The 23274-nt window shown below is 67.8% G+C and carries 22 protein-coding genes and 1 tRNA gene; 9 read left to right on the top strand and 14 right to left on the bottom strand.

Going from position 1 to position 23274, the window contains the following annotated elements; translation table 11 throughout:
* Position 1 precedes the first annotated feature (1 nt).
* From EAT49_RS14730 to aguB, 4 genes are all read left to right on the top strand, one after another.
* A complete protein-coding gene (locus tag EAT49_RS14730) occupies positions 2-820 on the top strand; it encodes an ABC transporter permease (RefSeq protein ID WP_123643056.1) in 819 nt (272 codons plus the stop codon).
* Positions 821-822: 2 nt separating this feature from the next.
* The gene (locus tag EAT49_RS14735; protein WP_123643057.1) at positions 823-1851 is read left to right on the top strand and encodes an extracellular solute-binding protein; all 1029 of its coding nucleotides are present in this window, start codon (positions 823-825) and stop codon (positions 1849-1851) included.
* On the top strand, positions 1851-2621 hold the full coding sequence (locus EAT49_RS14740) for a carbon-nitrogen hydrolase family protein (protein WP_123643058.1): 771 nt from the start codon (positions 1851-1853) through the stop codon (positions 2619-2621). The genes EAT49_RS14735 and EAT49_RS14740 overlap by 1 nt, the downstream gene beginning before the upstream one ends.
* Before the next feature lie 61 nt (positions 2622-2682).
* Positions 2683-3534: an N-carbamoylputrescine amidase gene (gene aguB, locus EAT49_RS14745; protein ID WP_246003867.1), complete on the top strand. Its 852-nt coding sequence runs from the start codon at positions 2683-2685 to the stop codon at positions 3532-3534.
* Here aguB and EAT49_RS14750 read toward each other — a convergent pair.
* The 12 genes from EAT49_RS14750 to EAT49_RS14805 form a co-directional block, all read right to left on the bottom strand.
* The gene (locus tag EAT49_RS14750; RefSeq protein ID WP_123643059.1) at positions 3531-4766 is read right to left on the bottom strand and encodes a flavin-containing monooxygenase; all 1236 of its coding nucleotides are present in this window, start codon (positions 4764-4766) and stop codon (positions 3531-3533) included. The genes aguB and EAT49_RS14750 overlap by 4 nt on opposite strands.
* Before the next feature lie 104 nt (positions 4767-4870).
* Complete coding sequence (locus tag EAT49_RS14755) at positions 4871-6061, bottom strand: sensor histidine kinase (RefSeq protein ID WP_123643060.1); 1191 nt, start codon at positions 6059-6061, stop codon at positions 4871-4873.
* Positions 6062-6158: 97 nt separating this feature from the next.
* Complete coding sequence (locus EAT49_RS14760; protein WP_123643061.1) at positions 6159-8261, bottom strand: TRAP transporter permease; 2103 nt, start codon at positions 8259-8261, stop codon at positions 6159-6161.
* A 91-nt stretch (positions 8262-8352) separates the two neighbouring features.
* Positions 8353-9357, bottom strand: coding sequence for a TAXI family TRAP transporter solute-binding subunit (locus tag EAT49_RS14765; protein ID WP_123643062.1), 1005 nt, complete (start codon positions 9355-9357; stop codon positions 8353-8355).
* Between the two features lie 296 nt (positions 9358-9653).
* The gene (locus tag EAT49_RS14770; RefSeq protein WP_123643063.1) at positions 9654-10139 is read right to left on the bottom strand and encodes a hypothetical protein; all 486 of its coding nucleotides are present in this window, start codon (positions 10137-10139) and stop codon (positions 9654-9656) included.
* A gap of 190 nt (positions 10140-10329) precedes the next feature.
* Positions 10330-10404, bottom strand: a tRNA-Gln gene (locus EAT49_RS14775).
* A 51-nt stretch (positions 10405-10455) separates the two neighbouring features.
* On the bottom strand, positions 10456-11799 hold the full coding sequence (locus tag EAT49_RS14780) for a mechanosensitive ion channel domain-containing protein (RefSeq protein ID WP_123643064.1): 1344 nt from the start codon (positions 11797-11799) through the stop codon (positions 10456-10458).
* A 76-nt stretch (positions 11800-11875) separates the two neighbouring features.
* Entirely contained in the window at positions 11876-12712 is an 837-nt protein-coding gene (gene kdsA, locus EAT49_RS14785) for a 3-deoxy-8-phosphooctulonate synthase (protein ID WP_123643065.1), read from the bottom strand.
* 108 nt (positions 12713-12820) lie between these two features.
* A complete protein-coding gene (locus EAT49_RS14790; protein WP_123643066.1) occupies positions 12821-14521 on the bottom strand; it encodes a KpsE/RkpR family capsule polysaccharide export protein in 1701 nt (566 codons plus the stop codon).
* On the bottom strand, positions 14505-15158 hold the full coding sequence (locus EAT49_RS14795) for an ABC transporter ATP-binding protein (protein WP_123643067.1): 654 nt from the start codon (positions 15156-15158) through the stop codon (positions 14505-14507). The genes EAT49_RS14790 and EAT49_RS14795 overlap by 17 nt, the downstream gene beginning before the upstream one ends.
* Before the next feature lie 232 nt (positions 15159-15390).
* The gene (locus EAT49_RS14800) at positions 15391-16443 is read right to left on the bottom strand and encodes a quinone-dependent dihydroorotate dehydrogenase (RefSeq protein ID WP_123643068.1); all 1053 of its coding nucleotides are present in this window, start codon (positions 16441-16443) and stop codon (positions 15391-15393) included.
* The gene (locus EAT49_RS14805; RefSeq protein WP_123643110.1) at positions 16440-16775 is read right to left on the bottom strand and encodes a DUF952 domain-containing protein; all 336 of its coding nucleotides are present in this window, start codon (positions 16773-16775) and stop codon (positions 16440-16442) included. Before EAT49_RS14805 ends, EAT49_RS14800 begins: the two co-directional genes overlap by 4 nt.
* A gap of 166 nt (positions 16776-16941) precedes the next feature.
* Here EAT49_RS14805 and EAT49_RS14810 point away from each other — a divergent pair, with 166 nt between their 5' ends.
* Together EAT49_RS14810 and EAT49_RS14815 are read left to right on the top strand one after the other, a co-directional pair.
* Positions 16942-18501 (top strand): bifunctional metallophosphatase/5'-nucleotidase, encoded by a 1560-nt coding sequence (locus tag EAT49_RS14810; protein WP_123643069.1) that lies wholly within the window; start codon positions 16942-16944, stop codon positions 18499-18501.
* A gap of 101 nt (positions 18502-18602) precedes the next feature.
* Positions 18603-19121, top strand: a complete 519-nt coding sequence (locus EAT49_RS14815; RefSeq protein ID WP_123643070.1) for a GNAT family N-acetyltransferase — start codon at positions 18603-18605, stop codon at positions 19119-19121.
* Here the strand turns inward: EAT49_RS14815 and EAT49_RS14820 are convergent.
* Positions 19115-19552, bottom strand: coding sequence for a hypothetical protein (locus tag EAT49_RS14820; RefSeq protein ID WP_123643071.1), 438 nt, complete (start codon positions 19550-19552; stop codon positions 19115-19117). The genes EAT49_RS14815 and EAT49_RS14820 overlap by 7 nt on opposite strands.
* Positions 19553-19605: 53 nt before the next feature.
* Positions 19606-20001 (bottom strand): hypothetical protein, encoded by a 396-nt coding sequence (locus EAT49_RS14825; RefSeq protein WP_123643072.1) that lies wholly within the window; start codon positions 19999-20001, stop codon positions 19606-19608.
* A gap of 127 nt (positions 20002-20128) precedes the next feature.
* On the opposite strand from EAT49_RS14825, the gene EAT49_RS14830 reads away from it, so the two are divergent.
* The 3 genes from EAT49_RS14830 (at position 20129) to EAT49_RS14840 (ending at position 23271) form a co-directional block, all read left to right on the top strand.
* Entirely contained in the window at positions 20129-20794 is a 666-nt protein-coding gene (locus EAT49_RS14830) for an SOS response-associated peptidase (protein ID WP_123643073.1), read from the top strand.
* Between the two features lie 108 nt (positions 20795-20902).
* On the top strand, positions 20903-22327 hold the full coding sequence (locus EAT49_RS14835) for a circularly permuted type 2 ATP-grasp protein (RefSeq protein ID WP_123643074.1): 1425 nt from the start codon (positions 20903-20905) through the stop codon (positions 22325-22327).
* Between the two features lie 2 nt (positions 22328-22329).
* Positions 22330-23271 carry an alpha-E domain-containing protein gene (locus tag EAT49_RS14840; RefSeq protein WP_123643075.1) on the top strand — a complete coding sequence of 314 codons (942 nt, stop codon included), beginning with the start codon at positions 22330-22332 and terminating at the stop codon, positions 23269-23271.
* Positions 23272-23274 lie beyond the last annotated feature (3 nt).

Here is a 23274-nt window from a genome sequence, read left to right on the forward strand (position 1 = left end):
GATGACCTTCGACGTCCGCCGCTATCGGGGCTTCTTCGGGCTGACGATGCTCTGCCTCTTCATCCTCTACGTCCCGCTCCTCGTCGTGATGGTCTACAGCTTCAACGACAGCCGCTCGATCACCAACTGGGAGGGCGTCTCCCTCCGCTGGTACGTCGACGTCTTCACCGGCCCCGAGTCGGAGAAGTTCAAGCAGGCCGCCTGGAACTCCCTGACCATCGCCCTCTCGGCGGCCATCGTCTCCACCACCATCGCCACCGCCGCCGCCATCGGCATGGTCCGGGGCGGCGCCTTCCGGGGGAAATCCGCGACCTTCGCGCTCATCTCCCTGCCGATCATGGTGCCGGAGATCGTCACCGCGGTCGCCACGCTCATCTTCTTCTCCACCATCGCCTTCCCGCTCGGGACCCTCTCGATCCTCGTCGCGCACATCGTCTTCTGCATCCCCTTCGCCTACCTGCCCATTTCGGCACGCCTGCAGGGGATCGAGGCGAGCTACGAGGAAGCCGCGCAAGACCTCTATGCGGGCCGCTGGGCCACCTTCCGCCACGTGCTCTTCCCGATCATGGGGCCGGGCATCATGTCGGGCTTCCTGCTCGCCTTCATCATCTCGCTCGACGACTTCATCATCACGAACTTCGTCAAGGGCGCCGGGGTCGAGACCCTGCCGACCGCCATCTTCGGATCGGTCAAGCAGGGCATCCAGCCCAACATCATGGCGCTCTCGACGCTGCTGCTGCTTTTCTCGATCGCCCTCGTGACTCTATCCTACTTCATCGGAAAACGGGGCGAAGCACTCCAACCGGACAGGGGAGACTGACCATGAAGAGACTGACCACGACGACCGCCATCCTGGCGCTCGCAGCGGGGGCGGCCGCCGCCGAGGGCGAGCTCCGCGTCTACCACTGGTTCGAATACATGCCGCAGGAACTGGTGGACAAGTTCGAGGCCGAAACCGGCATCGACGTCATCATCGACACCTACGACAGCAACGAGGCGCTTCTGGCCTCGCTCAAGGCCGGCACGCTCGGCTCCTATGACGTGGCCGTCCCGGGCGACTACATGGTCGCGATCATGGCGGGCGAGGGCCTTCTCGACACGTTCGAGGAGGGCGAGCTGACCAACAAGGCCAACATCGAGGACCAGTGGCTCAACGCGCCCTTCGATGCGGGCCGCGTTCACTCGATCCCCTACCAGTGGGGCTCCACCAGCGTGTCGGTGAACCGCGACATCTATACCGGCGACACCAACTCCCTCTCGCTGATCTTCGATCCGCCCGAGGAACTCAAAGGCCGGATCAACGTGCTCGACAGCCAGGGCGAGGTGATGGCGCTGGCCTCGATCTACCTCGGCATCCCCCAGTGCAGCCAGGACCGCGACCAGCTTCGCGCGCTGGACGAGCTCCTGCAGACCGCCTCGGCACACTGGGCCTCCTTCGGCTCCGACATCGCCAAGGACGTGCTGGTGTCGGGCGATGCCGCGGCGGGCATGATCTACAACGGTTTCTCCGCCAAGGCGCGCGAGGAAGGCGCCAATGTCGAATACATCTACCCCGACGAGGGCTATGTCGTCTGGATGGACAACGTCGTGCTTCTGGAACAGGCGCCGAACCGCGAGAACGCGATCCGGTTCATGGATTTCCTGCTTCAGCCCGAGAACATCGCGCAGGTGACGAACTACGCCCAGTATGCCGCGGGCATCACCGGCGCGGCCGAATTCACCGAAGAGGCGCTCGCCACCTCGCCGGAGAACAACCCGCGCGAGGGCGCGGGCCCTGGCGTCTTCATCGAGGTCTGCGATCAGGCGACTCAGGAGGTCTACGACCAGATCTGGACGCGGCTGCGCAGCTGATGCGGATCGGGCTCTATCAGGCCCCATCGCCCGCCGGGGATATCCCGGCGGGCCTTGCCGCCCTCGACGCCGCCCTTGGCAAGGCCGCGGGGGCCGGGGTCGATCTTCTCGTCATGCCGGAGCTGTTCCTGCCCGGCTACGGCGCCACCACCGCCACCCCGCCTCCGGGCTGGGCCGAGACCATGAAGACCGTGGCGGACCTCGCCCGCACCCATGCCGTGGCGCTCGCCATCGGCCTGCCGGAGTATGGCGAGACCGCGGTCTGGAACGCGGCTTTCGTCTTCGACGAGACCGGCGCCGAGATCGCCCGCTACCGCAAGGTGCAGCTTTTCGGAGACCGGGAGCACGCGCTCTTCACCCCCGGCGACCGCCTTGTCACCTTCGACTGGAGGGGCCGCCGCTTCGGCCTCCTGATCTGCTACGACGTGGAATTTCCCGAGCATGTCCGCGCGCTCGCCACGGCGGGGGCCGAGGTGATCCTGGTGCCCACGGCGAACATGATGCCCTTCGTGAACGTCAACCAGATCATGGTGCCCTCCCGGGCTGCCGAGAATGCCGTGACCATCGTCTATGCCAACTGCTGCGGGACCGAGGGCGCGCTCGACTACGTGGGCCTCAGCCTGATCTGCGGCCCCGAGGGCTATCCGCTGGCCTCCAAGGGCCGCGATGCGGGCCTGCTCATCGCCGAACTGCCGGAACCCGGCTGGCGTGAACACGACATCCCCCATTCGACCCAAGCCGCGGACCTGCGCAAGGTGGGCGTGTCCTGACGCCGCAAGCGCCCTCTTCTGAATAGCCAAATGATATCAATATCTTGAAAGGCGTTACATCGTGAAACGAGATACGCTGACCCTCGCCGTCACCCAGATGCCCTGCTCCTGGGACATCGAGGCGAACCTCGCCCGCGCCGAAACCCTCGTCCGCGAGGCCGCCGCTGCGGGCGCGACCCTGATCCTCCTCCAGGAGCTCTTCGAGACTCCCTATTTCTGCTCCGAGCAGAACCCGGACCACCTCACCCTCGCCCGCCCCTTCCAGACAAACCCCCTCATCGCCCGTTTCGCCGCCCTCGCCGCCGAACTGCAGGTCGTCCTTCCCCTCAGCTTCTTCGAGCGCACCGAGCGGCAGTTCTTCAACTCCATGGCCATGATCGACGCGACCGGCGAGATCCTCGGCCTCTACCGCAAGACCCACATCCCCGACGGTCGCGGCTACCAGGAGAAGTTCTACTTCACCCCCGGCGACACCGGCTTCCGCGTCTGGAACACCGCCGCCGGCTGCATCGGCGTCGGCATCTGCTGGGACCAGTGGTTCCCCGAGACCGCGCGCAGCATGGCCCTGATGGGCGCCGACGTGCTCCTCTATCCCACCGCCATCGGGAGCGAACCGCAGGACCCGTCCGTCGACAGCAAACCCCACTGGCAGCGCACCATGCAGGGCCACGCCGCCGCCAACATGTGCATCCTCGCCGCCAGCAACCGGATCGGCACGGAGAATGTCGGCGCCGAGATGTCCTTCTACGGCGGCAGCTTCATCGCCGACGAGACCGGCGCGAAGCTGGCCGAGATGGGAGCCGCGCCGGGCATCGCCATCGCCACGGTCGATCTTGACGCGATCCGCCGGCGCCGCGCCGCCTGGGGCCTCTTCCGGGACCGAAGGCCCGAACACTACCGCCCGCTGACCTAGGCCACCGCCGTCCGCCCCGTGCCCGCGATGTGGTCCGCGAGATACTGGGCGTCCGGCCAGACACCCCAGATGAACGACGAGCCCCGGCAGGACAGGAAGGGCAGGCCGAGGAAATAGAGCCCGGGCACCACGCTCACGCCCCTCTCGTGCCGCGGGCGGCCCTCGGCGTCGAAGACGTCCGCCTTGAGCCAGCCGAAATCGAGCGCGAAACCCGTGGCCCAGATGATCGTCCGCACCCCCGCCACCGCAAGATCGAGCGTCAGCAGAGGATCGTCAAAACTTGCCGGGTCGGGGCTGATCTGACGGGCCTCGGGCTCTTCTGGCAGGTCCTCGCCCGTTCGCGCGACCCAGGCATCCGCCTCGTCCAGAACCGACAGGTAGTTCGCATCCCCCCGCCGGATTGTGGCGACAAGATCGTCCGAGAATGCGAGGACACCGCCCTCACAGCCCAGCGTCCGCCCCACGAGCCGCACGCCCCGGGCGGCGAAGTCGCGGAAATCCACGGTCCGCCCGCCATGGGCGCCGCTGACAGCGATCGTCACATGCTCCGAGGAGGGGGCGGCCCGCGCCTCCCACTTTCCCAGAACGCCCAGCCACCAGACGAAATCCTTGCCGCGATACCGCCGCGGCGGCCGGTCGTGGGGGCCCACCGAGAGGTAGACCTCGCGCCCCGCCCGGCTCAGCTCGTCCGCGATCTGCGATCCGGACGAGCCCGCGCCGACCACGAGGACGCCGCCCTCCGGGAGGGCGCCGGGGTTGCGATAGGCCGTGGAATGGATCTGCAGAAGACCCTCGGTCTCAGGCACCACCCGCGGGATCAGCGGCTTCTGGAAGGGTCCGGTGGCGGACACGACGCAGCGCGCCTCCATCACGCCCTCGGAAGTCTCGACCCGGAAGCCCTGTCCATCCAGCGGCCTCACGCCGGTCACCTCGACGCCGCAACGGATCGGCGCGGCGATCTTCCGGGCATAGGCCTCGAAATAGGCGACAACCTGATCCTTGGAGGCAAAGCCGTCAGGGTCCAGCCCGTCGAACTCGAGGTCCGGAAAACGGTCATGCCAGGCGGGGCCGTTTGCGACGAGGGAATCCCACCGTTCCGACCGCCAGCGCTCGGCGATCCGGTGACGCTCCAGCACGACGTGCCCGATCCCCCGGTCGCTCAGATGGCCGCTCATCGCGAGCCCGGCCTGCCCGCCACCGATCACGACGGTGTCGATCGTTTCGCTGCCCATCCGCCGTCTCCCCGACTGTCAGGGAAAGCCTAGCGGGGACGGGGGTCGCCCCAAACCATGCTCTGCTTAAGCTGTGATTGGGGAAAGCCTAAGGCGGAGCGTCTTCAGGCAGGAGAAGCGCCCCATGCCTTGTCCACGATCGTCTGGGCGAGCTCCTCCGCATGATCGGCCCCCACCCTTGGCCGGAGGTGCGCCAGCGGAACCGAAAGGCGATAGCGGAACCCTTCGGTCAGGTCCGCCTCGGCTGTCCCGCCAAGCGTGGCGGGCGCGATCCGCAAGAGGAGCGTGCTGCCGAAGCCGCCGCCGATGGCCGCTTCCGGCGCCGACATGCTCCGCGACCATGCCCCCTGTTCGACCCACTCGAGCACGAACATCGGCTCCCGTGCCCCGGTCTCCACGGCCCATGTGGTCCGCACTTCGCCGTCCGGCATGGCGAGAACGCCGTGCTTCTGCGAATTCGTGGCCAGCTCGTGCAGAACGAGCGAAAGCTGCTGTGCCGCCTGCGGGTTCACCTCAGTCTCGGGACCATCCATCGAGAGCCGCTCCCCGAAGGTCAGGATCGCGGGCCGGAGCTGCCGCTCCGCGAGCTGCCTGATCGTCAGGCCGGACGAGGTACTGGTTTCCAGAAGTGCCGCGGTCGCGTTGCCGAGGGCGTCGATCCGGCCCAGCAGGCTCCGGAGAAACGTCTCCGTGTCGGGCGCGGCCCGCGCGGTCTGCCGCGCGATGGACGCCACCACGGTCAGCAGGTTGCGGCTGCGATGCACCGCCTCGCGCGACAGGACCGAGAGGCGCGCGGTCGCGGCCGTCAGGGACTGCGTGCGCTCCTCGACCTTGCTTTCGAGGGTTTGCTGCACCTCCCTCAGCTGTGCGAGCGTCTCCTCATGGGCGCTGATCTCCTCGCGCAGCCGTGAGTTCGCGGCCTCGAGCTGATGCGGGCTGGGGATCTGCACGAGCGTGGGCACGAGGCGGAAGAGAACCACCGCTGTCGTCGCCGACACGAGGCCGGTGACCAGCTTCAGCGCCCCCTCGGCGGCATAGACGGGGATCCAGAGGGTGGCGAGCGACAGCAGATGCGTAAGGCCGCACAGCAGGATGAAAGCCGCGAAGAGCGCCAGAAGCCCGCGGTAGCGCAGCTCTGGCCGGCGCCGGAGGAACAGGACGAGCGCTATGGGAATGGCGAAGTAGGACAGGGCGATCAGCAGATCCGCCACGACATGCGTGGCGATCAGCCATGGGTTCCACAGCAGGCAGTAACCGTGTGGCGCAAAGGATGCGTACTCCAGAAGACTCCCCATGACACCCTCCCTCCCGCGGCGTCCCGGTGGAACGACCACAGGATCAATGGGCAGGATGGCCCCGGGTGCAAGTCTCGATGGAACGGGGGCGGTAACGTCACCCGCCGGGTGCGTCCCGCTCGTCCCAGTTCGCCTCGCGGGTCGAGACCGGCTCGCGGATCATCGGCAGCTGGCGGATCAGCGGAGGCAGCACCAGAAGGATCCCGATCACCGTCGGCCAGAGGCTGGGCACCACGAGAAGCAGCGCCGAGATCGTCAGCAGCACCCGTTCGTAACCCCTGAGCGGCGCAAAGAGCCAGCCCGCGAAGACCGAGGACAGCATCCAGATCCCGGCCATCGCGCCGAGCGTCGACAGGAAGAACTCCGACCAGGTGAAACCGTCCACCACCAGCAGCATCGACGGGGAGAAGACGAAGACGAAGGGCACCAGCGCCTTGCCCATGCCGAGCCGGAACGCGGTGTTGCCGGACTTGAAGGCGTTCGCATCGGCGATCCCCGCCGCCGCATAGGCCGCCAGCGCAACAGGCGGCGTGATGTCGGCCAGCACGCCGAAGTAGAAGACGAAGAAATGCGCGACGATCGGTTCCACGCCCAGAAGGCCCAGGATCGGCGCCGCCACCGCGATCATGATGAGGTAGTTCGCCGTTGTCGGGATGCCGCAGCCCATGAGGACGCAGACGATCGCGGTCATGATCAGCGTGAAGAGAAGCGTCAGCGACGGCACCGACATCATGTCGAATGGCAGGAACGAGAGCCCGGCCGAAACCGACTCGGCCCAGCCGGCGGCGACGGAAGTGACCATGTAGGCGATCTTGAACCCGACGCCGGTGAGCGTGACCACCCCGATGACGACACCCACCAGCGCCGCTGCCGCGGTGACAGAGAGCGAGTATTTCGCACCCAGCACGAAGGCGTCCCAGAGCCCGCTCACGAAATCGGTCGCGGCGGCGCGCAGGTCCGTCCCGTGCTTGACGATGGTCTGGATTGCCAGCACCGCGATGCAGGCGGAAATGCCCCAGAAGGCGGCGAGATAGGGCGTCCTGCCGGACAACAGGATCGCGATCAGCACGAAGAGCGGAAGCGTCGTCAGCCAGCCTGCCTTGAACACCGCCCAGGCCACCGGCAGTTCGTCCTTCGTCAGGCCGCGCAATCCGCGGCGGCGGGCCTCGAGATGCACCTGCACCAGAACGCCGAAGAAATGCATGAAGGCAGGCACGAGGGCGGCGGTCAGGATCGTGGTCAGCGGAACGCCCAGGTACTCGATCATCAGGAAGGCGACCGCCCCCATGACGGGCGGCGTGATCTGCCCGCCGGTGGAGCTTGCTGCCTCCACCGCCGCGGCGAAGTGTCGGGGGTATCCGATGCGGATCATGGCCGGGATCGTGAGCGACCCGGTCGTGACCGTGTTGGCGATGGACGAACCCGAGATCGAGCCCAGCATCGCCGAGGACAGGACCGAGACCTTCGCGGGTCCGCCCGCGAACCGCCCCGCGAGCGACGAGGCGAGGTCGATGAAAAGCTGTCCGAGCCCGATCCGCGTGGCCATCACGCCGAAAAGGACGAAATGGAAGACGTAGGTGGAGATGACGCCCAGCGCGGTGCCGTAGATGCCCTGGCTCGTCAGGTAGAGATGGTTGACGATGCCTGCCCAGTCCGACCCCGGATGGGCCAGGACCCCGGGCATGCTCTGTCCGAAATAGGCATAGGCGATGAAGAGAAGCGCGATCACGGGCAGCGGCCAGCCCATCGCGCGTCGCGTCGCCTCGAGCAGGGTCACGATCAGGATCGTGCCCATCAGCACGTCGATGGGCAGCGGATCGCCGACCCGGAACGCCAGATCGTTGAAGATCCACGGCACATAGAGGGCCGAGACCAGCGCCGCGATCGCGAGAACCCAGTCGAAGAGCGGCAGGCCGAACGGCGCCAGGACCCCCGGCCGCGTGGGTCGCGGGCGCCCGAAGGCCATGAATGAGAAGAAGACGAGCGCCAGGGTGACGCCCATGTGCACGCCGCGATGCGTCGTGGCGCGCGGGATGCCATAGCCCGCCGTGTAATAGTGATAGCAGGCCAGCGCGAACAGCGTGGCCGCGACGATCCATCCCAGAAACGGCGGCAGCGGACGGAACCTGACTTCTGCGTCGAATTCCTCCTCGAGGGCCTTCATTTCCGCTTCGGTCAGGCTCTCGCTGCGCTGGTTCATCGAAGTTTCCTCTTGGGGACGTCGGGTCGGCCGGTCACGACCGAGCGCGGATCAGGGGAAAGGCCCGGCGCATGACGCCGGGCCTCGCGCCTCACTCCTCGAGGAGCCCGGCTTCGCGGTAGAAGCGCTCCGCGCCCGGGTGCAGCGGAATGCCGATCCCGTCGAGCGCCGTCTCGGCGGTGATCTCCGCACCTTTCTGGTGACCCGCGTCGAGCAGGCTGCGGGTGTTGTCGTTCCAGAGAGCGGCCGTGATGTCGTAGATCAGTTGTTCCGGCTGGTCCGCGCTCGTCACCCACTGGGCGCCGACCGACAGTGTCGTGACATCCTCGTCCACGCCCTCGTAGGTCCCGGCGGGCACGACGTTCTCGGCGAAGAAGGTGTACTCATCGAGAATCCCCTGCGCCTCGTCGCCCATGATCGGAACGATGGTGATGTCGTCCTGGCTCGCCAGTTCCGCGATCGCGCCCGCCGGGAAGCCCCCGACGAAGAAGAACGCGTCCATCGCCCCGTCGCGCATCCGCTCCCCGGCCTGATCGGGCTTGAGGTACTCGGCGTTGATATCGTCCTCGCTGAGCCCGTAGGCCCCGAGGATGATGCGTGCATCCACCAGCGTACCGGAGCCCGGCTCGTCGAGCGAGACGGTCTTGCCCGCCAGATCGGCCGGGCTCGAGATGCCCGCATCGGCGGAGGCCACGAGGTGGATCGTCTCGGGGTAGAGGCTCGCGATGGCGCGGAGCTGCTCGACCGGATCACGGTCTTCCCAGATGCCGGTGCCGGTCTGGGCCCATGTCGCCACGTCGGACTGGGCGAAGCCCGACTCGAGCGTGCCGCCGGCGATGGCGTTGACATTGGCGACCGACCCGTTGGCGGAAAGGGCCGTGGCGATCAGCCCCGGCACACCGCAGGAACCGCCTTCCTCGCAGGGGCGCGAGCCCGGCGGATTGGAGATCGCATTCGCGATCAGCCCGCCAATCGGGTAATAGGTCCCGGCGGTCCCGCCGGTGCCGATCCTGAAGAATTGGGGCTCCTGAGCAGAGGCCATGGTCCCCACCGCGGCTGCGGCGAGAGCGAGCATCGTCGTCTTGATCGGTGACATTTTGGCTTCCTTCCATGGTTCGCTGGTCCAGCGATGGAAGCCCACTATAGATATGATTTCAATGGCCTTTTCGGGCATGCATGCACCTTTCTGAGGCCGAAAGATTATAACGAGCAAAGCCGCCACATTGTTCCGGATGACCTTGCGTGACCCTGCTGCGAGACGTCCTTTCCGTCCTGACGGCCCCGCGGGAGGACAGGCTCCTGCGGCGTCCGCCCGGCGATGGCGAGGCCCGCGCGAGGGCGGAGGCGCGTCCGCTCCAAGCCCCGGACCGCCCCGGCGCGTTGCACCAGGGATCACTCCGGGGTCGGTTCCCCGCTGTCGCACTCTCCCAGCCACCCCACCAACGTCTCCCTGGACGGACGGGCCCAAGGGGGTGCGTTCTCGAGGACCGGTTCGAGATCCGCCATGAACTCGTCGAACACCTCGACACTCGCGTCGTAGACCACGCATCCGTAGTCCGCGCGGGTCCCCCCGGGGTTCTCCTCCCGCCACTCGCGGAAATCCTGCTCCTCGTAGACGGCGACCGCCGCCACGCCGGCCACGGGAATCGCCACGACGAACCTCCGCAGACGGGCCTTGGCCTTGGCCCGCATCACCGCCTGGGAGACGGCCTGCCGCTGGGCAACGGCGGCCGCGGCCAGTTGGGCGGTGGCGGCGCCGAGTTGGTAGGTCAGCGTCGCCACCCACACTCCGGCTGCCACAGTGGTCGTGGCCAGCACGACCGTCAGCCAGCCGAGAAAGACGGTGCCGCTAACGGCGCCAATGATGACCTTGAGCATTCCCTTCTCCCCTCCCGGACAGGCCCTTCCCGCGCGACGCGCGGGATCATCCTAACCGGAATCGACGATCCGCATACGGGTCTGGCCGGTCCCATGCCTCTCCGGATGCAGCGCGGCTGCGGGAGCGCTTACCGCGGCACACCGTTCGAACGCGTCAGGAGCCGCTGACAGGAAACAGTCTCGGGGGGGCTGGCTGGGGTGGTAGGATTCGAACCTACGGTACACGGTACCAAAAACCGCTGCCTTACCGCTTGGCTACACCCCAGCAATGGGCGCTCAGATAGCGTCCAGTCGGTCGGGGTGCAAGCCCCGTTGCCTACTCCTTGGGGGCATCCCTTCGTAGCAGGTCCTCGTTGGCCCGATCCTCGCGTTCTGCGTCGACCAGCGCGTCGAGATCTTCAGAGGTGCGCTCCGCCACCTCGGACAGCACGGCCGCGTCCGGTGGCGGAAGCGGTGCCGGCGCGGCTTCGTCTCTGCGCCGTGTCCCCTCCGTGACAGGGGAAACCGCACCGCCGGCGAGGTCGATCGTGTAGGTCGTGTTCGGCATCTCGATGCCCGCGGCACTCCAGGCGTGCTTGACCTGCCGCAGCGCCTCTCCCCGCGCCAGGAGGAGCGACGTCTGGCGCTGGTCCACCCAGCCCGTCACCACCACCTCGACCCCGCTGTCGGTGATGTCGCCCAGCCAGACCGAGGGAGCCGGGGTCTCGAGCGTGAACGGAAGGGCGGCCACGGTCGCCTGCGCCAGCCTCTTGACCTCGGCGAGGTCCGACTCGGCAGCGACCGGGATGGTGAAGCTGAACCGGGTCTCGGGATTCGTTGTGAAGTTGACGATCCGGCTCTTGAAGACCGTGGCGTTGGGAATGCGGATGTGGTTGCCGTCGAAGCTCAGCAGGATGGTGGCACGGCTGGTCAGGCGGATCACCTTGCCCTGGTCGCCGTTGATCTCCACCACGTCATTGGGCGCGAAAGGCTGGCGGATGGACAGCAGCACCGAGGCGATGAAGTTCTCCACCGTGTCCCGCACGGCGAAGCCCACTGCCAGGCCCACGATCCCCGCCGCACCGAGGATGGTCGACAGCAAGGCCGTGGCGTTCATGATGTCGAGCGCCAGCACGATGCCCGCCAGGATGAACGCGACCCGGACGAGCATCCGGTAGACATCGGCGATGAAGGCGTTCGGGGCGATCCGGTCCCACGGGTTGCGCCTGCGCGCGAAAAGATAGCCGATCCATATGGTCATCCCCATCGCCCCCGCCGCGATCAGCACCAGCGGCAGCGAGATGAGGGCCTGCATCCCCCGGTTCCGGAACCTCTCGAGCACCGGGTCGAGCCGCCGTCTCAGATCCGAGGTCTCCGTGACGTCGTTCCGGATCGCGACCACGCCCTCGACTCGGGCGGCAAGGGCGTCAAGCGCCGTGATCTCGGCCAGCGAGGTCGTGGTGCCGCGGAAGGTGACGATACCGTCCGCCACGGTGACCGTGACATCCTCGTAGCCGCCCAGTTCGCCCAGGATCTCGCGGATGCGCACGGCGATGTCGGCATCCGTGGCGGCATCGCTCCGTGCCGCGATGGGCCCGTTCGGGCCCAACTCCTGCGCCGAGACGGTCAGCGTCGCGGCAAGGACCGCAAGGCAGAGAAGCAGGAGGCGGATCAAGGACATGGTGCGCAACGCGGAGATGAAAACCGGCCACCTGACCCTAGGACCGGGCCGCCCCTCCGGAAAGCGCCAAAATACCTCACGGCCTGAGGGGACGTTCCTTGGCCAGCCGGTCGAAGGCCGCAAGATCCGACAGCAGCGCCGGCATCGCGTCGAGCGGGATCATGTTGGGCCCGTCCGAGGGGGCGTTGTCCGGGTCCTCGTGGGTCTCGATGAACACCGCGGCGATGCCAAGCGACACGGCGGCGCGCGCCAGCACCGGCGCGAATTCCCGCTGCCCGCCCGAGGCGCCGCCCAGCCCGCCGGGCTGCTGCACCGCGTGCGTCGCGTCCATCACGACCGGATAGCCCGTGCGCGCCAACTGCGGGATCGACCGCATGTCGGTGACGAGCGTGTTGTACCCGAAGGACACGCCCCGCTCCGTCAGAAGGATGCGCTCGTTGCCGGTGGAGGCAACCTTCTCCGCAACCGGACCCATGTCCCAGGGCGCGAGGAACTGACCCTTCTTGATGTTGACCGCGGCCCCCGTCCTGCCCGCGGCCAGCAGCAGGTCGGTCTGGCGGCAGAGGAACGCGGGGATCTGCAGGATGTCGACGCCCGCCTCGGCCGCGGCGGCGCAGTGTTCGGGCGCGTGCACATCGGTAAGCACCGGGCAGCCGATCTCCTGCCGGACCTTGCCGAGGATTGCGAGCCCCTCGTCGAGTCCCGGCCCACGGCGGCCGCCGAGGGAGGTGCGGTTTGCCTTGTCGTAACTGGCCTTGAAGACATAGCCGAGGCCCGCCGCCTCGCAGGCCCGCGCCATGCTCCGCGCGATCGTCAGCGCATGGTCGAGGGTCTCGAGCTGGCAGGGTCCGGCGATGACCGCGAGGGGCCGGTCGTTCGACAGGGTCAGCGATCCGAGGGTGACGTCCTTCATCGGGCAGGGCTCCGGTCCGGTTTCCCGGCGGGCATCGCCCATCGCGGCTGGCTTGGCAAGCTGTCGGCCGTGCCGCGGCGCCCCGACCGGCGGGGCACCAGTGCCAGCTCAGGTGGAGACCTGCTCGCGCAGGATCGAGGCGGTGAGCGAGACCATCAGATAGATGCCGGCGAAGATGAGGAACGCGAGCACCGTATTCTCGAAGGCCCGCGGATAGGTCGGCTCGTCAGGGGCGACGGGCGCCACCGACAGCGACAGGTACCGGACCTGCCGGTTCGCCTCGATCTGCGCCGTCTCCATCGCCTGAAGCGCCTGCTGTACCAGCACGTTCTGGAAGACGTAGTTTTCCTCGGCCAGCCTGAGCTGCGTGTTCTTCTGGGCCTGACTGACACCCGAGGAGTTGTTCACGGCCTCGTTCTGGATCGCCGCGATCTGGTCCCCGATGATGCGGATCTGGGTCTGCAGCGCATCGACCTGCGCCTCGTTCGGTCGTCGCACGGCAAGCCGCGTCTGAAGCTCGACCTCCAGTTCCTGCTGCTGCGTCTGCAACGCGGCGATCCGGGCGGTTCGCGCGGCCGTCTCGCCCGCGGGGTCGATGGTCTCGAGATCCTCCTGCAGGCGCAGGAGTTCTGCGAGGGCGGCCTGCCGGCGCTCCTCGGCGTTCCGGTAGCTCTCGCGCGCGCCTGCCATCTGGTCCTCGCGCAGGCGCTGGGTCAGCTGGTCCACCTGTTCCTCGGCATAGCTGACGAGCGCCTCGGAGAATCGCTGCGAGGTCTCCGGATCGGCCGCTGCGACCTCCATCCGCAACAGGCCCTCGGTCGGGTCGTAACCGACCTTCACCCGGTCCTGGTAGATCGCATAGGCCTCTTCGTTCGATCCGTCGGGCGGCAGGGCCTGCAGCGGGTCGATCTCGGGCTGCGAGAAATGCGCCTTGAAGCCCTCCTCCTCGTCGAGCCGCAGCATCGCCTCGCGCGAGGTGAGATAGGACTGAACGGCGATGGAATCCTGCTGGGTCGCCATCGAGGTGCCCTGGAACAGGTTCCCGAATCCGCCGCCGCCCTGGCCCTCGGCCTGCTGGATCACGAACTCGCTCTTCGTGGCATACATCGGCGTCGCCACGACATAGAAATAGTACCCCGCGATCAGCGTCGGCAGGCCCACGAAGATCGCGAGCCGCGTCAGCATCAGGAACAGCGCCCAGCGCCGCCGCCGCACGAGATCTCGCTGAATGCGCGATACCTCGGCCATGCCCGCTTCGAGCCGCGAGCCGACCTCGGTCGACGGCACCTGCGCCGTCCGGGCGGCGACCGGCAACGACCGCCCGCCTCGTCCCTGGGGCGTTACCTGCGGCAGATGGGCGATCCCGCCGCCGCCGCCCCCGGACCGCCCGCCACCGGCCTCGGTCATGGGGCCGGGTCCGTCCGGCGCCCCGTCGGGCACGACCAGTTCCAGCACGGTCGAGCGCTGGAACGGGTCGACGCCCATGGCCCGCAACTGGCGCACCGCGTCGAAATCCGAGGTGACGGCAAGCCCCTGCTTCTGCGCCACACGTCGGGCCATGCGCAATTGCCGGCCGGTCAGGCCCTCGCGCCGGATCGCATCGATCTCGGTTTCCGCCGCGACCTGGCCCGGAGAATCGACGCGGCCCTCGTAGCTCGGCACGTCGTCATCGGTCCGCGCGACCGCATTTCCGGACTGCGTCATGAGGGGGACCGCGGCTTCGGACCGCGGCACGTCCCCGCCGCCGTATTCGGACGAGGCCAGGCTGCGGCGGATGCGATATTTCCGGGCTTTAGGCTTCGTAGTCATAGAGCTCTTTGGCCTCTTCCAGCGAATCGAACATCTGCAGCTGACCGTTGCGCAGAACCGCTGCCTGCCGGGCGAACCGTTCCAGCACCTCGGCCTGGTGGCTGACGATGATGATCGTGGCATTCTCCAGCCGCTCGCGGAGGATCGCGCCGGCCTTGCGGTTGAACTCGGCATCCGTCGTCTGCGGCATGCCTTCGTCGATCAGGTAGATGTCGAAATCCAGCGCCAGCATCAGCGCGAAGGAAAAGCGCGCGCGCATCCCCGCGCTGTAGGTCCCGACGGGCATCTCGAAGTATTCGCCAAGGCCGGCCATCCAGCGGCAGAACGCCTCGACGTAGTCGGGGTCCAGTCCGTAAAGCCTTGCGATGAAGCGGGAATTCTCGATCGCCGTATGTTTGGAGACGACCCCGCCCATGAACCCGAGCGGAAAGGAGACGCGGCAGGCGCGGGTGATCGTGCCCTCGTCGGGCTTCTCCAGCCCCGCCATCATGTTGATCAGCGTGGTCTTGCCGGTCCCGTTCGGTGCGAGAATGCCCAGCGAGTTGCCGATATCGACGCGAAAGCTCGCGCGGTCGAGGATCACCTTGCGCTGCTTTCCGGTCCAGAAGGACTTGCTGACGTTGTCGAAGGCTAGCATCGGCTCCGGCTGCTCTCCCGCCCGTCTCGGACCACTCGCACGGCGCGCAGGATTGCACGCCTCCCGAGCGTTGCGGTTAGATGGCGAATTAGCCAGCATTATGTCGGAGGACGGGCAGGGTCTTCAACAAAAGAGGAGAGTTACCCTCTTTTGTTGTGCCCGACGCTGCGGACCTTGGCCGGACCATGGCGGCGCGGCCCCGGCCGAATTTCCCTGCGTCAGGCGCGTCGTGTCAGAGCCAGGGCCCCCGGTCGGTGCCGATCGCATCCGCCAGCGTCGCGAATCCGTCCCGCGCCAGCAGCCGGTCGAGGCCCCGCGCGATCTCGGTAACGAGGCCGATCCCGCCGTAGACGAGGGCTGTGTAGAGCTGCAGCGCCGAGGCGCCCGCGCGGATCTTCGCGTAGGCCTGCTCGGCCGAGGAAATGCCGCCCACGCCCACGAGGGGAAGGTCCGTCACCGTGGACAGATGGGCCAGCGACCGCGTCGCCATCTCGAACAGCGGCTGGCCCGACAGGCCGCCGCTCTCGCCCCGGTTCGGACTTCTCAGCCCTTCCCGGGACAGCGTCGTGTTGGTGGCGATGATCCCGGCGAGACCGTGCCGCTCGGCGACCTCGGCGACCTCGGCAAGTTCGTCCCGGCCTAGTTCCGGCGCGATCTTCAAGAGGATCGGCAGGGGCCGGGCCAGCTCCGCATTGGCGGCCATCACCCGTTCCAGAATGGCCGAAAGCGCCGCCCGCCCCTGCAGATCGCGCAGCTTCTCGGTGTTGGGCGAGGAGACGTTGACCGTAGCGAAATCCGCGTGGGGCCCGCAATGGCGCAGCACCGCGACGAAGTCGCCCGCGCGGTCCGTGCTGTCCTTGTTCGAGCCCAGGTTGATCCCCGTTCGCCCCCGCGGATGCCCGGCAAGTCTCCGGCCGATCGCCTCCATGCCCTCGTTGTTGAAGCCGAAGCGGTTGATGACGGCCCGGTCCTCGGTCAGCCGGAACAGCCGGGGCCGCGGATTGCCCGCCTGCGGGCGCGGCGTGATGCCGCCCACCTCGATGAAGCCGAAGCCCGCGCGCCCATGGATCGCTTCCAGGGCCGCGGCGTTCTTGTCGAACCCCGCCGCCATGCCCACCGGATTGGGCAGGTCCATCCCGAAGAGGCGCGATGCCAGCCGCGCAGAGGTGAAGGGCCGACGCCGCGGCACCAACCCTGCGTTCAGTGCCTTCAAGGCCAGCCCGTGCGCGCGTTCCGCCTCCAGCCGGCGCAGCACCGCGAGACCGGCGCGCTCCATGGCGCTCACCGCATGTCCTCGGGAAAGATGTGCCCCGAGGCTTCCAGCGGCAGCGGCCACGCCCAGAGCACGTCCGACAGCAGCAGCGGGCGGTAGAGATGCGGAAAGAGGGCGCCGCCCCGCGACGGCTCCCACCTCAGCCCGTCGAGACCGTCGGCCTCCACCGCGATCAGCCAGAGCCCCTCGATCCCGGCGAAATGCCTTGCCGCCGTCTCGGGCGCCTGTTCGGCCGTGGAGAAGTGGATATAGCCGTCGGCGAGGTCGACGGGGGCCCCCGCGGTGGTCCCGTCGGCCTGCAGGGCCTGCCATTCGGGCGTGCGGAAAATCTTGTAGATCAGCATGTCCGCCAGATGACGCCGCAGGGGCACGGGGTCAAGCCGCCCGAAAACCGGGCCGTCATACGGGCGTCACCCCACGTCGCCACCTTGCCCGCGCCAAGGGCTTTGACAGCCCGGCAGGCGCCCCGCACATTGGGGCATCCCACCGGGACCAACAGGGGAGAAATCCATGATCGCCCGTATCCTGACCACCGCGAGCGCGCTGGCACTCACGGCCGGCGCCGCCTCGGCCGACTTCACCATGACGATCCTGCACATCAACGACTTCCACGACCGGTTCGAGCCGATCAGCGCGTTCGATTCGACCTGCTCGGCCGAGGACAACGCGGCCGGCGAGTGCTTCGGCGGCATCGCCCGCGTCGCCACCGCCATCGAGGAGGCCCGCGCGCGGGCCGTGAACCCGCTCGTGGTCGATGCGGGCGACCAGTTCCAGGGCACGCTGTTCTACAGTTTCTACAGGGGCGACGTGTCGGCCGAATTCATGAACCGGATCGGCTTCGACGCCATGGCCATCGGCAACCACGAGTTCAACCACGGCCCCGAGACGGTGCGCGCCTTCATCGAGCAGGTGGATTTCCCCGTGCTCATGGCCAATGCCGACCTGTCGTCCGAGCCGCTCCTGTCCGACGTCGTGCAGAAATCCGTCACCGTCGAGGTGGGCGGCGAGACGATCGGCCTGATCGGCCTCACGCCCGTGAACAACGACGAACTCTCCAGCCCCGGCCCGAACATCGTCTTCACCGATCCCGCCGAGGCGGTGCAGGCCGAGGTGGACCGGCTGACCTCCGAGGGCGTCAACAAGATCGTCGTGCTCAGCCATTCGGGCCACCCCGTCGACCTGCGCCTTGCCGAGGCCGTCACCGGCGTCGACGTGATCGTGGGCGGTCACTCCAACACGCTGCTCGGCGACATGGAGGGGGCCGAGGGGCCCTATCCGACCGTGGTCAACGGCGTGCAGATCGTGACCGCCTATGCCTACGGCAAGTACCTCGGCGAGTTCGTCGTCACCTTCGACGACGATGGCAACGTGATCGAGACCTCGGGCCAGCCGATCCTTCTCGATGCCTCGGTGGCCGAGGACCAGTCCTACGTCGACCGGGTGGCGGAACTCGCGCAGCCCCTCGAGGAGATGCGCGCCACCGTGGTCGCCGAGGCCGCGGCCCCGATCGAGGGCGACCGCAGCTTCTGCCGCGCCGTGGAATGCGAAATGGGGAACCTCGTCTCCGACGCCATGCTCGACCGCGTGGCGGATCAGGGCGTGCAGATCGCGATCACCAACGGCGGCGGCCTCAGGGCCTCCATCGACGCAGGCGAGATCACCATGGGCGAAGTGCTGACCGTGCTGCCGTTCCAGAACACGCTCTCGACCTTCGAGGTCACCGGCGCCACCATCATCGAGGCGCTGGAGAACGGCGTGAGCGAGGTCTCGGACGGGGGCGGGCGTTTCCCGCAGGTGGCCGGCATGTCGTTTACCGCAACGCTCTCGAACGAGGTGGGCAACCGGATCTCCGACGTGATGGTGGGTGGCGAGCCCATCGACCCCGAGGCGACCTATTCGGTCGTCTCGAACAACTTCGTGCGCAACGGCGGCGACGGCTATTCGATGTTTGTCGATGCGGCGAACGCCTATGACTTCGGCCCGGACCTCGCCGATGTCACCGCTGCCTATCTTGCCGAGAACTCGCCCTACCAGCCCTATACGGACGGGCGCATCACCATCGTCGAGTGACGCAGGATTGACCTCTTGCGGGGGGCGCGCGGTCGGACCGTGCGCCCCCCGCGCCGTTCAAGGCGCTTGCGGGCGGCGGCGCGGGCGCTCTATCTGGCGCCATGACACTGACCGTGACCCGGCCCGACCGCATCGGGAACCCTGCCGCGCTGAAGGCGCTCCTGCGGGAATACTACGAAACCATCCTTCCGCGACTCGCCGCCGTGGGCGGTCCGTCCCTCTCGGCCGACAGCCTGCTCGAAGGATTCGACGAGGGCCTCGCCGCATATCTCCCCCCCGAGGGCGTCACGGTTCTTGCCCATGACGACCGGCAGCGGCTCGTCGGCTGCGGCTTCCTGCGCCGGATCGGAGAGGGCAGGGGGGAACTCAAGCGCCTTTACGTCATGCCCGAGGCCCAGGGCCGCGGCCTCGGCCGCAGGCTGGTGCAGGAGCGGATCGACGCGGGGCGCGCGATGGGCCTGACCCGGCTCTTCACCGACACCGTGCGCGGCAACATGCCGATGCTGTCGCTCTATGCCTCGCTCGGGTTCCGGGAGATTCCCCGCTACGAGGGCAACGCCAACGATCCGGCGCTTGCACCCTTCCTGGTCTATCTGGAACTCGACCTCGCGGATCAGTAGCGCTCGCCGCAATCCTGCAGCCGGATTTCCTCGCTGTCGATGTTCCCGACCTGCGCTTCCGTGCCCTCGATGTCGTTCTGCTGGTACTCCGCCATCTGCACGATCAGGTCGTCGCCATCCTGCAGGAAGGTCATGATCCGGCTCGGTACCGACACAGCTCCTTCCCGGCAGTCCGACAGAGGCACGACCATCGCGCCGTCCTCCCACGTCCGCTTGCCCATGGAGGTGCACCAGGTCGAGCCGAACCGCACCTGGAAATCGTTCAGAAGCCAGGTCGCCTCGTCCTCGTTGCAGGCCCCGTCCACGGCATAGCGGCCCATGAACTCGGCCTCCCAGGCGGCTTCGGGGATCGGTCTGTCGTCCTGCGCCGTCAGGGGCGCGGCGATGATCGTCGCAAGCGCCCCGGCGCCAAGATGAGTCAGCAGTCGCATGGGTCCTCCCGGTTCATCCGTTTGCGGACGAACGCGGGGCGGGCGGCAAAGGTTCAGTCGAAGCAGGGCTGGACGGTGCTCGCCACGCCGCCGCCCTCGATCCTCAGCGCGCCATCGCCCGCCTCGGTGACGCTGAGCGTCCGGTCGGGTTGCGCCGCGCCCTCGGCCCGGCAGGCCGTCAGCGACAGCGCCACGCCGTTGCTCGTCCGCTCGACCCGGGCGATGTTGCAGCCTGTCTCCCCCACATAGACGCTCTCCGGCGCCAGCTCGACCTGCAACTCCTGCCCCGCGCAGATGGGCGAGGGAGAATAGCGCCCGACGAAGCTCTGCCGGTAGATCGTCTGTGTGGGGCTCGTGGAGGCGTTGGTGCCCAGCGGCACCAGCGTCGGCGCTGCGACGCAGGAGGCCAGCGACAACACCAGGGCAAAGGGCAGCGAGGGGCGGATCATCGGGGCTTCCGGCATGGTTGGTCGCGCCGAGACTGGCACAGGGCCGCGCGCAGGGCCAGACCGCGGCCCGGCTGGAAACCGCCGGCCCTCCCGCGCTAGACTTGGCCCGAAAGAACGGAGAGCCGACATGTGCGGACGCATGGCGATCACCCTGCCGCATGAGGCGATGGCGCAGGTCTTCGGCGCAGTGCCCGCCAACGACCTGCCAGAGGTGCCCGACTACAACGTCTGTCCCACCGTGAACGTGCACACCGTCGTCTCCGCCGAGGGCGGCCGCCTCCTGCGGCCCATGCGCTGGGGACTCCTGCCGCCCTGGTACAAGACCCCGACCGACGGCCCTCTCCTGATCAACGCGCGCGCCGAGACCATCGTCGAGAAACCCGCCTTCCGGACGGCGGCGAAGGAACGGCGCTGCATCGTGCCCGCCAGCGGCTTCTACGAATGGACCAAGGACGCGGCGGGCACACGCTACCCCTGGTACATCACCCGCAGCGACGGCCGCCCCCTCGCCTTCGCCGCGATCTGGCAGGTCTGGGACCGGGGCGACTCGCAGCTCACCACCGTTGCGATCGTCACCACCGCGGCCAATGACAGCATGAGCCGCATCCACCACCGGATGCCCGTGGTGCTCGAAGAGGCCGACTGGCCGCTCTGGCTCGGCGAGGCGGGCCATGGCGCCGCGGTGCTCATGCGCGCCGCACCCGAGGAGGCGCTGGTCTTCCACCGCGTCGGGCGCGAGGTGAACTCCAACCGCGCCCGGGGGGCCGGCCTGATCGCGCCGGTGGAGGTCTGAAACCTGCCCCGTCGCCGGCCTGCCCAAAGTTTGTGCAGTCACGCGCCGGAAACGCGCAGTTCGGCGGTATCGCATTGTCATCACGGCCTCATCTGACAGACTTGACCCATGAGCGAAAATTCACCGTTCGATGAAATGTGGGGGCAGGGAGCCGGCCTGAGAGAGCCCTACCGGGAATTCAGCGGCTGGTTCGAGAACGAGGACCCCGCCCGCCTGCGCGCCAAGCAGCGCGAAGCCGAAGAGCTGTTCCGCCTCACCGGCATCACCTTCAACGTCTACGGCCGCGCCGATGCCGAGGAGCGGCTGATCCCCTTCGACATCATCCCCCGCATCATCTCCGCCCGGGAATGGCAGAAACTCAGCCGCGGCATCGAGCAGCGCGTCCGCGCCCTCAACGCCTTCCTGCATGACATCTACCACCGGCAGGAGATCGTCCGCGCGGGGCGCCTCCCTCTGGAGATGATCCGCCGCAACGACGCCTTCCTGCCGCAGATGTGCGGCGTCACGCCCCCCGGCGGTGTCTATACCCATATCGTCGGAATCGACCTCGTGCGCACCGGAGACGAGGAATTCTACGTCCTCGAGGACAACGCCCGCACCCCCTCGGGCGTCAGCTACATGCTCGAGAACCGCGAGACGATGCTGCAGATGTTCCCCGAGCTCTTCAGCCGGAACCGGGTGCAGCCCGTCTCCACCTACCCGCGTGACCTCTGCACCTCGCTGGCCGCCTGCGCGCCCTTCGGCGCCGGGGAGGACCCGACCCTGGCGGTGCTGACGCCCGGTATCTACAACTCCGCCTATTTCGAGCACGCCTTCCTCGCCGACCAGATGGGCGTCGAGCTGGTGGAGGGGCACGACCTGCGCGTCGTCGACGGCCGTGTGGCGATGCGCACGACCCAGGGCTATCAGCCCATCGACGTGCTCTACCGGCGGGTGGACGACGATTTCCTCGACCCGCTCAACTTCAACCCCGACAGCGCGCTGGGCATTCCCGGGATCATGGATGTCTACCGCGCGGGCGGCATCACCATCGCCAACGCTCCGGGCACCGGCATCGCCGACGACAAGGCGATCTACAGCTACATGCCCGACATCGTGGAATTCTACACGGGCGAGAAGGCGATCCTCCAGAACGTGCCCACCTGGCGCTGCAACGAGCCCGAGGCGCTGGCCTACGTTCTCGACAATCTCGCCGAGCTGGTGGTCAAGGAGGTTCACGGCTCCGGCGGCTACGGCATGCTGATCGGCCCCGCCGCCTCGAAGAAGGAGCTGGCCGAGTTCCGCCGCAAGCTCGAGTCGCGGCCCGCGAACTACATCGCCCAGCCCACCCTGTCGCTCTCGACCGTGCCGATCTTCACCCGCAGCGGCCTTGCCCCGCGCCATGTCGACCTGCGCCCCTTCGTGCTCGTCAGTCCCGACCGCGTGCACATCACGCCGGGCGGCCTCACCCGCGTCGCGCTCAAGAAGGGCTCTCTCGTCGTGAACTCGAGCCAGGGCGGCGGCACGAAAGACACCTGGGTGCTGGGCGAGTGACGATGCTGGGCAAGACCGCGAACGGCCTCTATTGGCTCGCCCGTTCCCTCGAACGTGCGGAGAACACCGCGCGGCTTCTCGACGTGGGCCAGCGCATCGCCCTCACCCGGCTGGGGCCCTCGGACGACGAATGGGGCTCGATCCTGCAATCGGCCGGAACATGGCAGGGCTATACCGACAAGCACGGCGAGGTGCGCCGCGACGACGCGGTGGACTGGATGTTGCGCGCTTCCGACAACCCCTCGTCGGTCCTGTCGTCCATCCAGAGCGCGCGCCAGAACGCCCGCATGGTCCGCACCGCGCTCACCGAGGAATTGTGGGAGGCGATGAACGGCGGATACATGGCGATCCGCGACGCCCTCTCCCGCAAGGTGAGCGAGCGCGACCTGCCGCAGATCCTCGGCCTGATCCGCCAGCGCACCGCACTGGTGCGCGGCGCGACCCACGGCACGATGCTCCGGAACGACATCTACGACTTCCTCCGCATCGGCACCTTTCTCGAACGGGCCGACAATACCGCCCGTATCCTCGACGTGAAATACTACGTCCTGCTGCCCGCGGCGGCGGCGGTGGGCTCCGATCTCGACAACATGCAGTGGGAATCGATCCTGCTGTCGGTCTCGGCCCGGGGCGGCTACCGCCTCGTCCACGGCAACCGCATCCGCCCCCGCGACATCGTCCGCTTCCTCATCCTCGACCGCCGGATGCCCCGCTCGCTGATCTTCTGCTGCGGCAAGATGCATGAAAACCTGCGCTATCTCGTGCAGGACTACGGGATGCAGACCCCCTCGTTCGAGATGGCCGACAGGCTCGCCGGCTCCATCGTCGCGCAGGATGTGGACACGATCTTCGACGAGGGCCTGCACGAGTACATCCAGGGCTTCCTCGGGTCCATTTCCCAGCTGGGGCGGCAGATCGAGATCGATTACCGCTTCTACGAGTAGCCC

It is taken from the genome of Histidinibacterium lentulum, assembly GCF_003789055.1.
In the GTDB taxonomy this organism is placed as follows: domain Bacteria; phylum Pseudomonadota; class Alphaproteobacteria; order Rhodobacterales; family Rhodobacteraceae; genus Oceanicola; species Oceanicola lentulus.

What these genes read in the sequence shown, in the direction of transcription:
- EAT49_RS14805 (WP_123643110.1), bottom strand. Translation starts at nt 16,775, where the DNA reads ATGCTGATCTACAAGATTTTCCGCACGCCCGAATGGCAGGCCCTGCAG.
- EAT49_RS14760 (WP_123643061.1), bottom strand. Translation starts at nt 8,261, where the DNA reads ATGAACCAGCGCAGCGAGAGCCTGACCGAAGCGGAAATGAAGGCCCTC.
- EAT49_RS14825 (WP_123643072.1), bottom strand. Translation starts at nt 20,001, where the DNA reads ATGATCCGCCCCTCGCTGCCCTTTGCCCTGGTGTTGTCGCTGGCCTCC.
- EAT49_RS14820 (WP_123643071.1), bottom strand. Translation starts at nt 19,552, where the DNA reads ATGCGACTGCTGACTCATCTTGGCGCCGGGGCGCTTGCGACGATCATC.
- EAT49_RS14780 (WP_123643064.1), bottom strand. Translation starts at nt 11,799, where the DNA reads ATGTCCTTGATCCGCCTCCTGCTTCTCTGCCTTGCGGTCCTTGCCGCG.
- EAT49_RS14755 (WP_123643060.1), bottom strand. Translation starts at nt 6,061, where the DNA reads ATGGGGAGTCTTCTGGAGTACGCATCCTTTGCGCCACACGGTTACTGC.
- EAT49_RS14790 (WP_123643066.1), bottom strand. Translation starts at nt 14,521, where the DNA reads ATGACTACGAAGCCTAAAGCCCGGAAATATCGCATCCGCCGCAGCCTG.
- EAT49_RS14815 (WP_123643070.1), top strand. Translation starts at nt 18,603, where the DNA reads ATGACACTGACCGTGACCCGGCCCGACCGCATCGGGAACCCTGCCGCG.
- EAT49_RS14770 (WP_123643063.1), bottom strand. Translation starts at nt 10,139, where the DNA reads ATGCTCAAGGTCATCATTGGCGCCGTTAGCGGCACCGTCTTTCTCGGC.
- EAT49_RS14830 (WP_123643073.1), top strand. Translation starts at nt 20,129, where the DNA reads ATGTGCGGACGCATGGCGATCACCCTGCCGCATGAGGCGATGGCGCAG.
- EAT49_RS14750 (WP_123643059.1), bottom strand. Translation starts at nt 4,766, where the DNA reads ATGGGCAGCGAAACGATCGACACCGTCGTGATCGGTGGCGGGCAGGCC.
- EAT49_RS14735 (WP_123643057.1), top strand. Translation starts at nt 823, where the DNA reads ATGAAGAGACTGACCACGACGACCGCCATCCTGGCGCTCGCAGCGGGG.
- EAT49_RS14810 (WP_123643069.1), top strand. Translation starts at nt 16,942, where the DNA reads ATGATCGCCCGTATCCTGACCACCGCGAGCGCGCTGGCACTCACGGCC.
- EAT49_RS14740 (WP_123643058.1), top strand. Translation starts at nt 1,851, where the DNA reads ATGCGGATCGGGCTCTATCAGGCCCCATCGCCCGCCGGGGATATCCCG.
- EAT49_RS14795 (WP_123643067.1), bottom strand. Translation starts at nt 15,158, where the DNA reads ATGCTAGCCTTCGACAACGTCAGCAAGTCCTTCTGGACCGGAAAGCAG.
- EAT49_RS14840 (WP_123643075.1), top strand. Translation starts at nt 22,330, where the DNA reads ATGCTGGGCAAGACCGCGAACGGCCTCTATTGGCTCGCCCGTTCCCTC.
- kdsA (WP_123643065.1), bottom strand. Translation starts at nt 12,712, where the DNA reads ATGAAGGACGTCACCCTCGGATCGCTGACCCTGTCGAACGACCGGCCC.
- EAT49_RS14730 (WP_123643056.1), top strand. Translation starts at nt 2, where the DNA reads ATGACCTTCGACGTCCGCCGCTATCGGGGCTTCTTCGGGCTGACGATG.
- EAT49_RS14765 (WP_123643062.1), bottom strand. Translation starts at nt 9,357, where the DNA reads ATGTCACCGATCAAGACGACGATGCTCGCTCTCGCCGCAGCCGCGGTG.
- EAT49_RS14835 (WP_123643074.1), top strand. Translation starts at nt 20,903, where the DNA reads ATGAGCGAAAATTCACCGTTCGATGAAATGTGGGGGCAGGGAGCCGGC.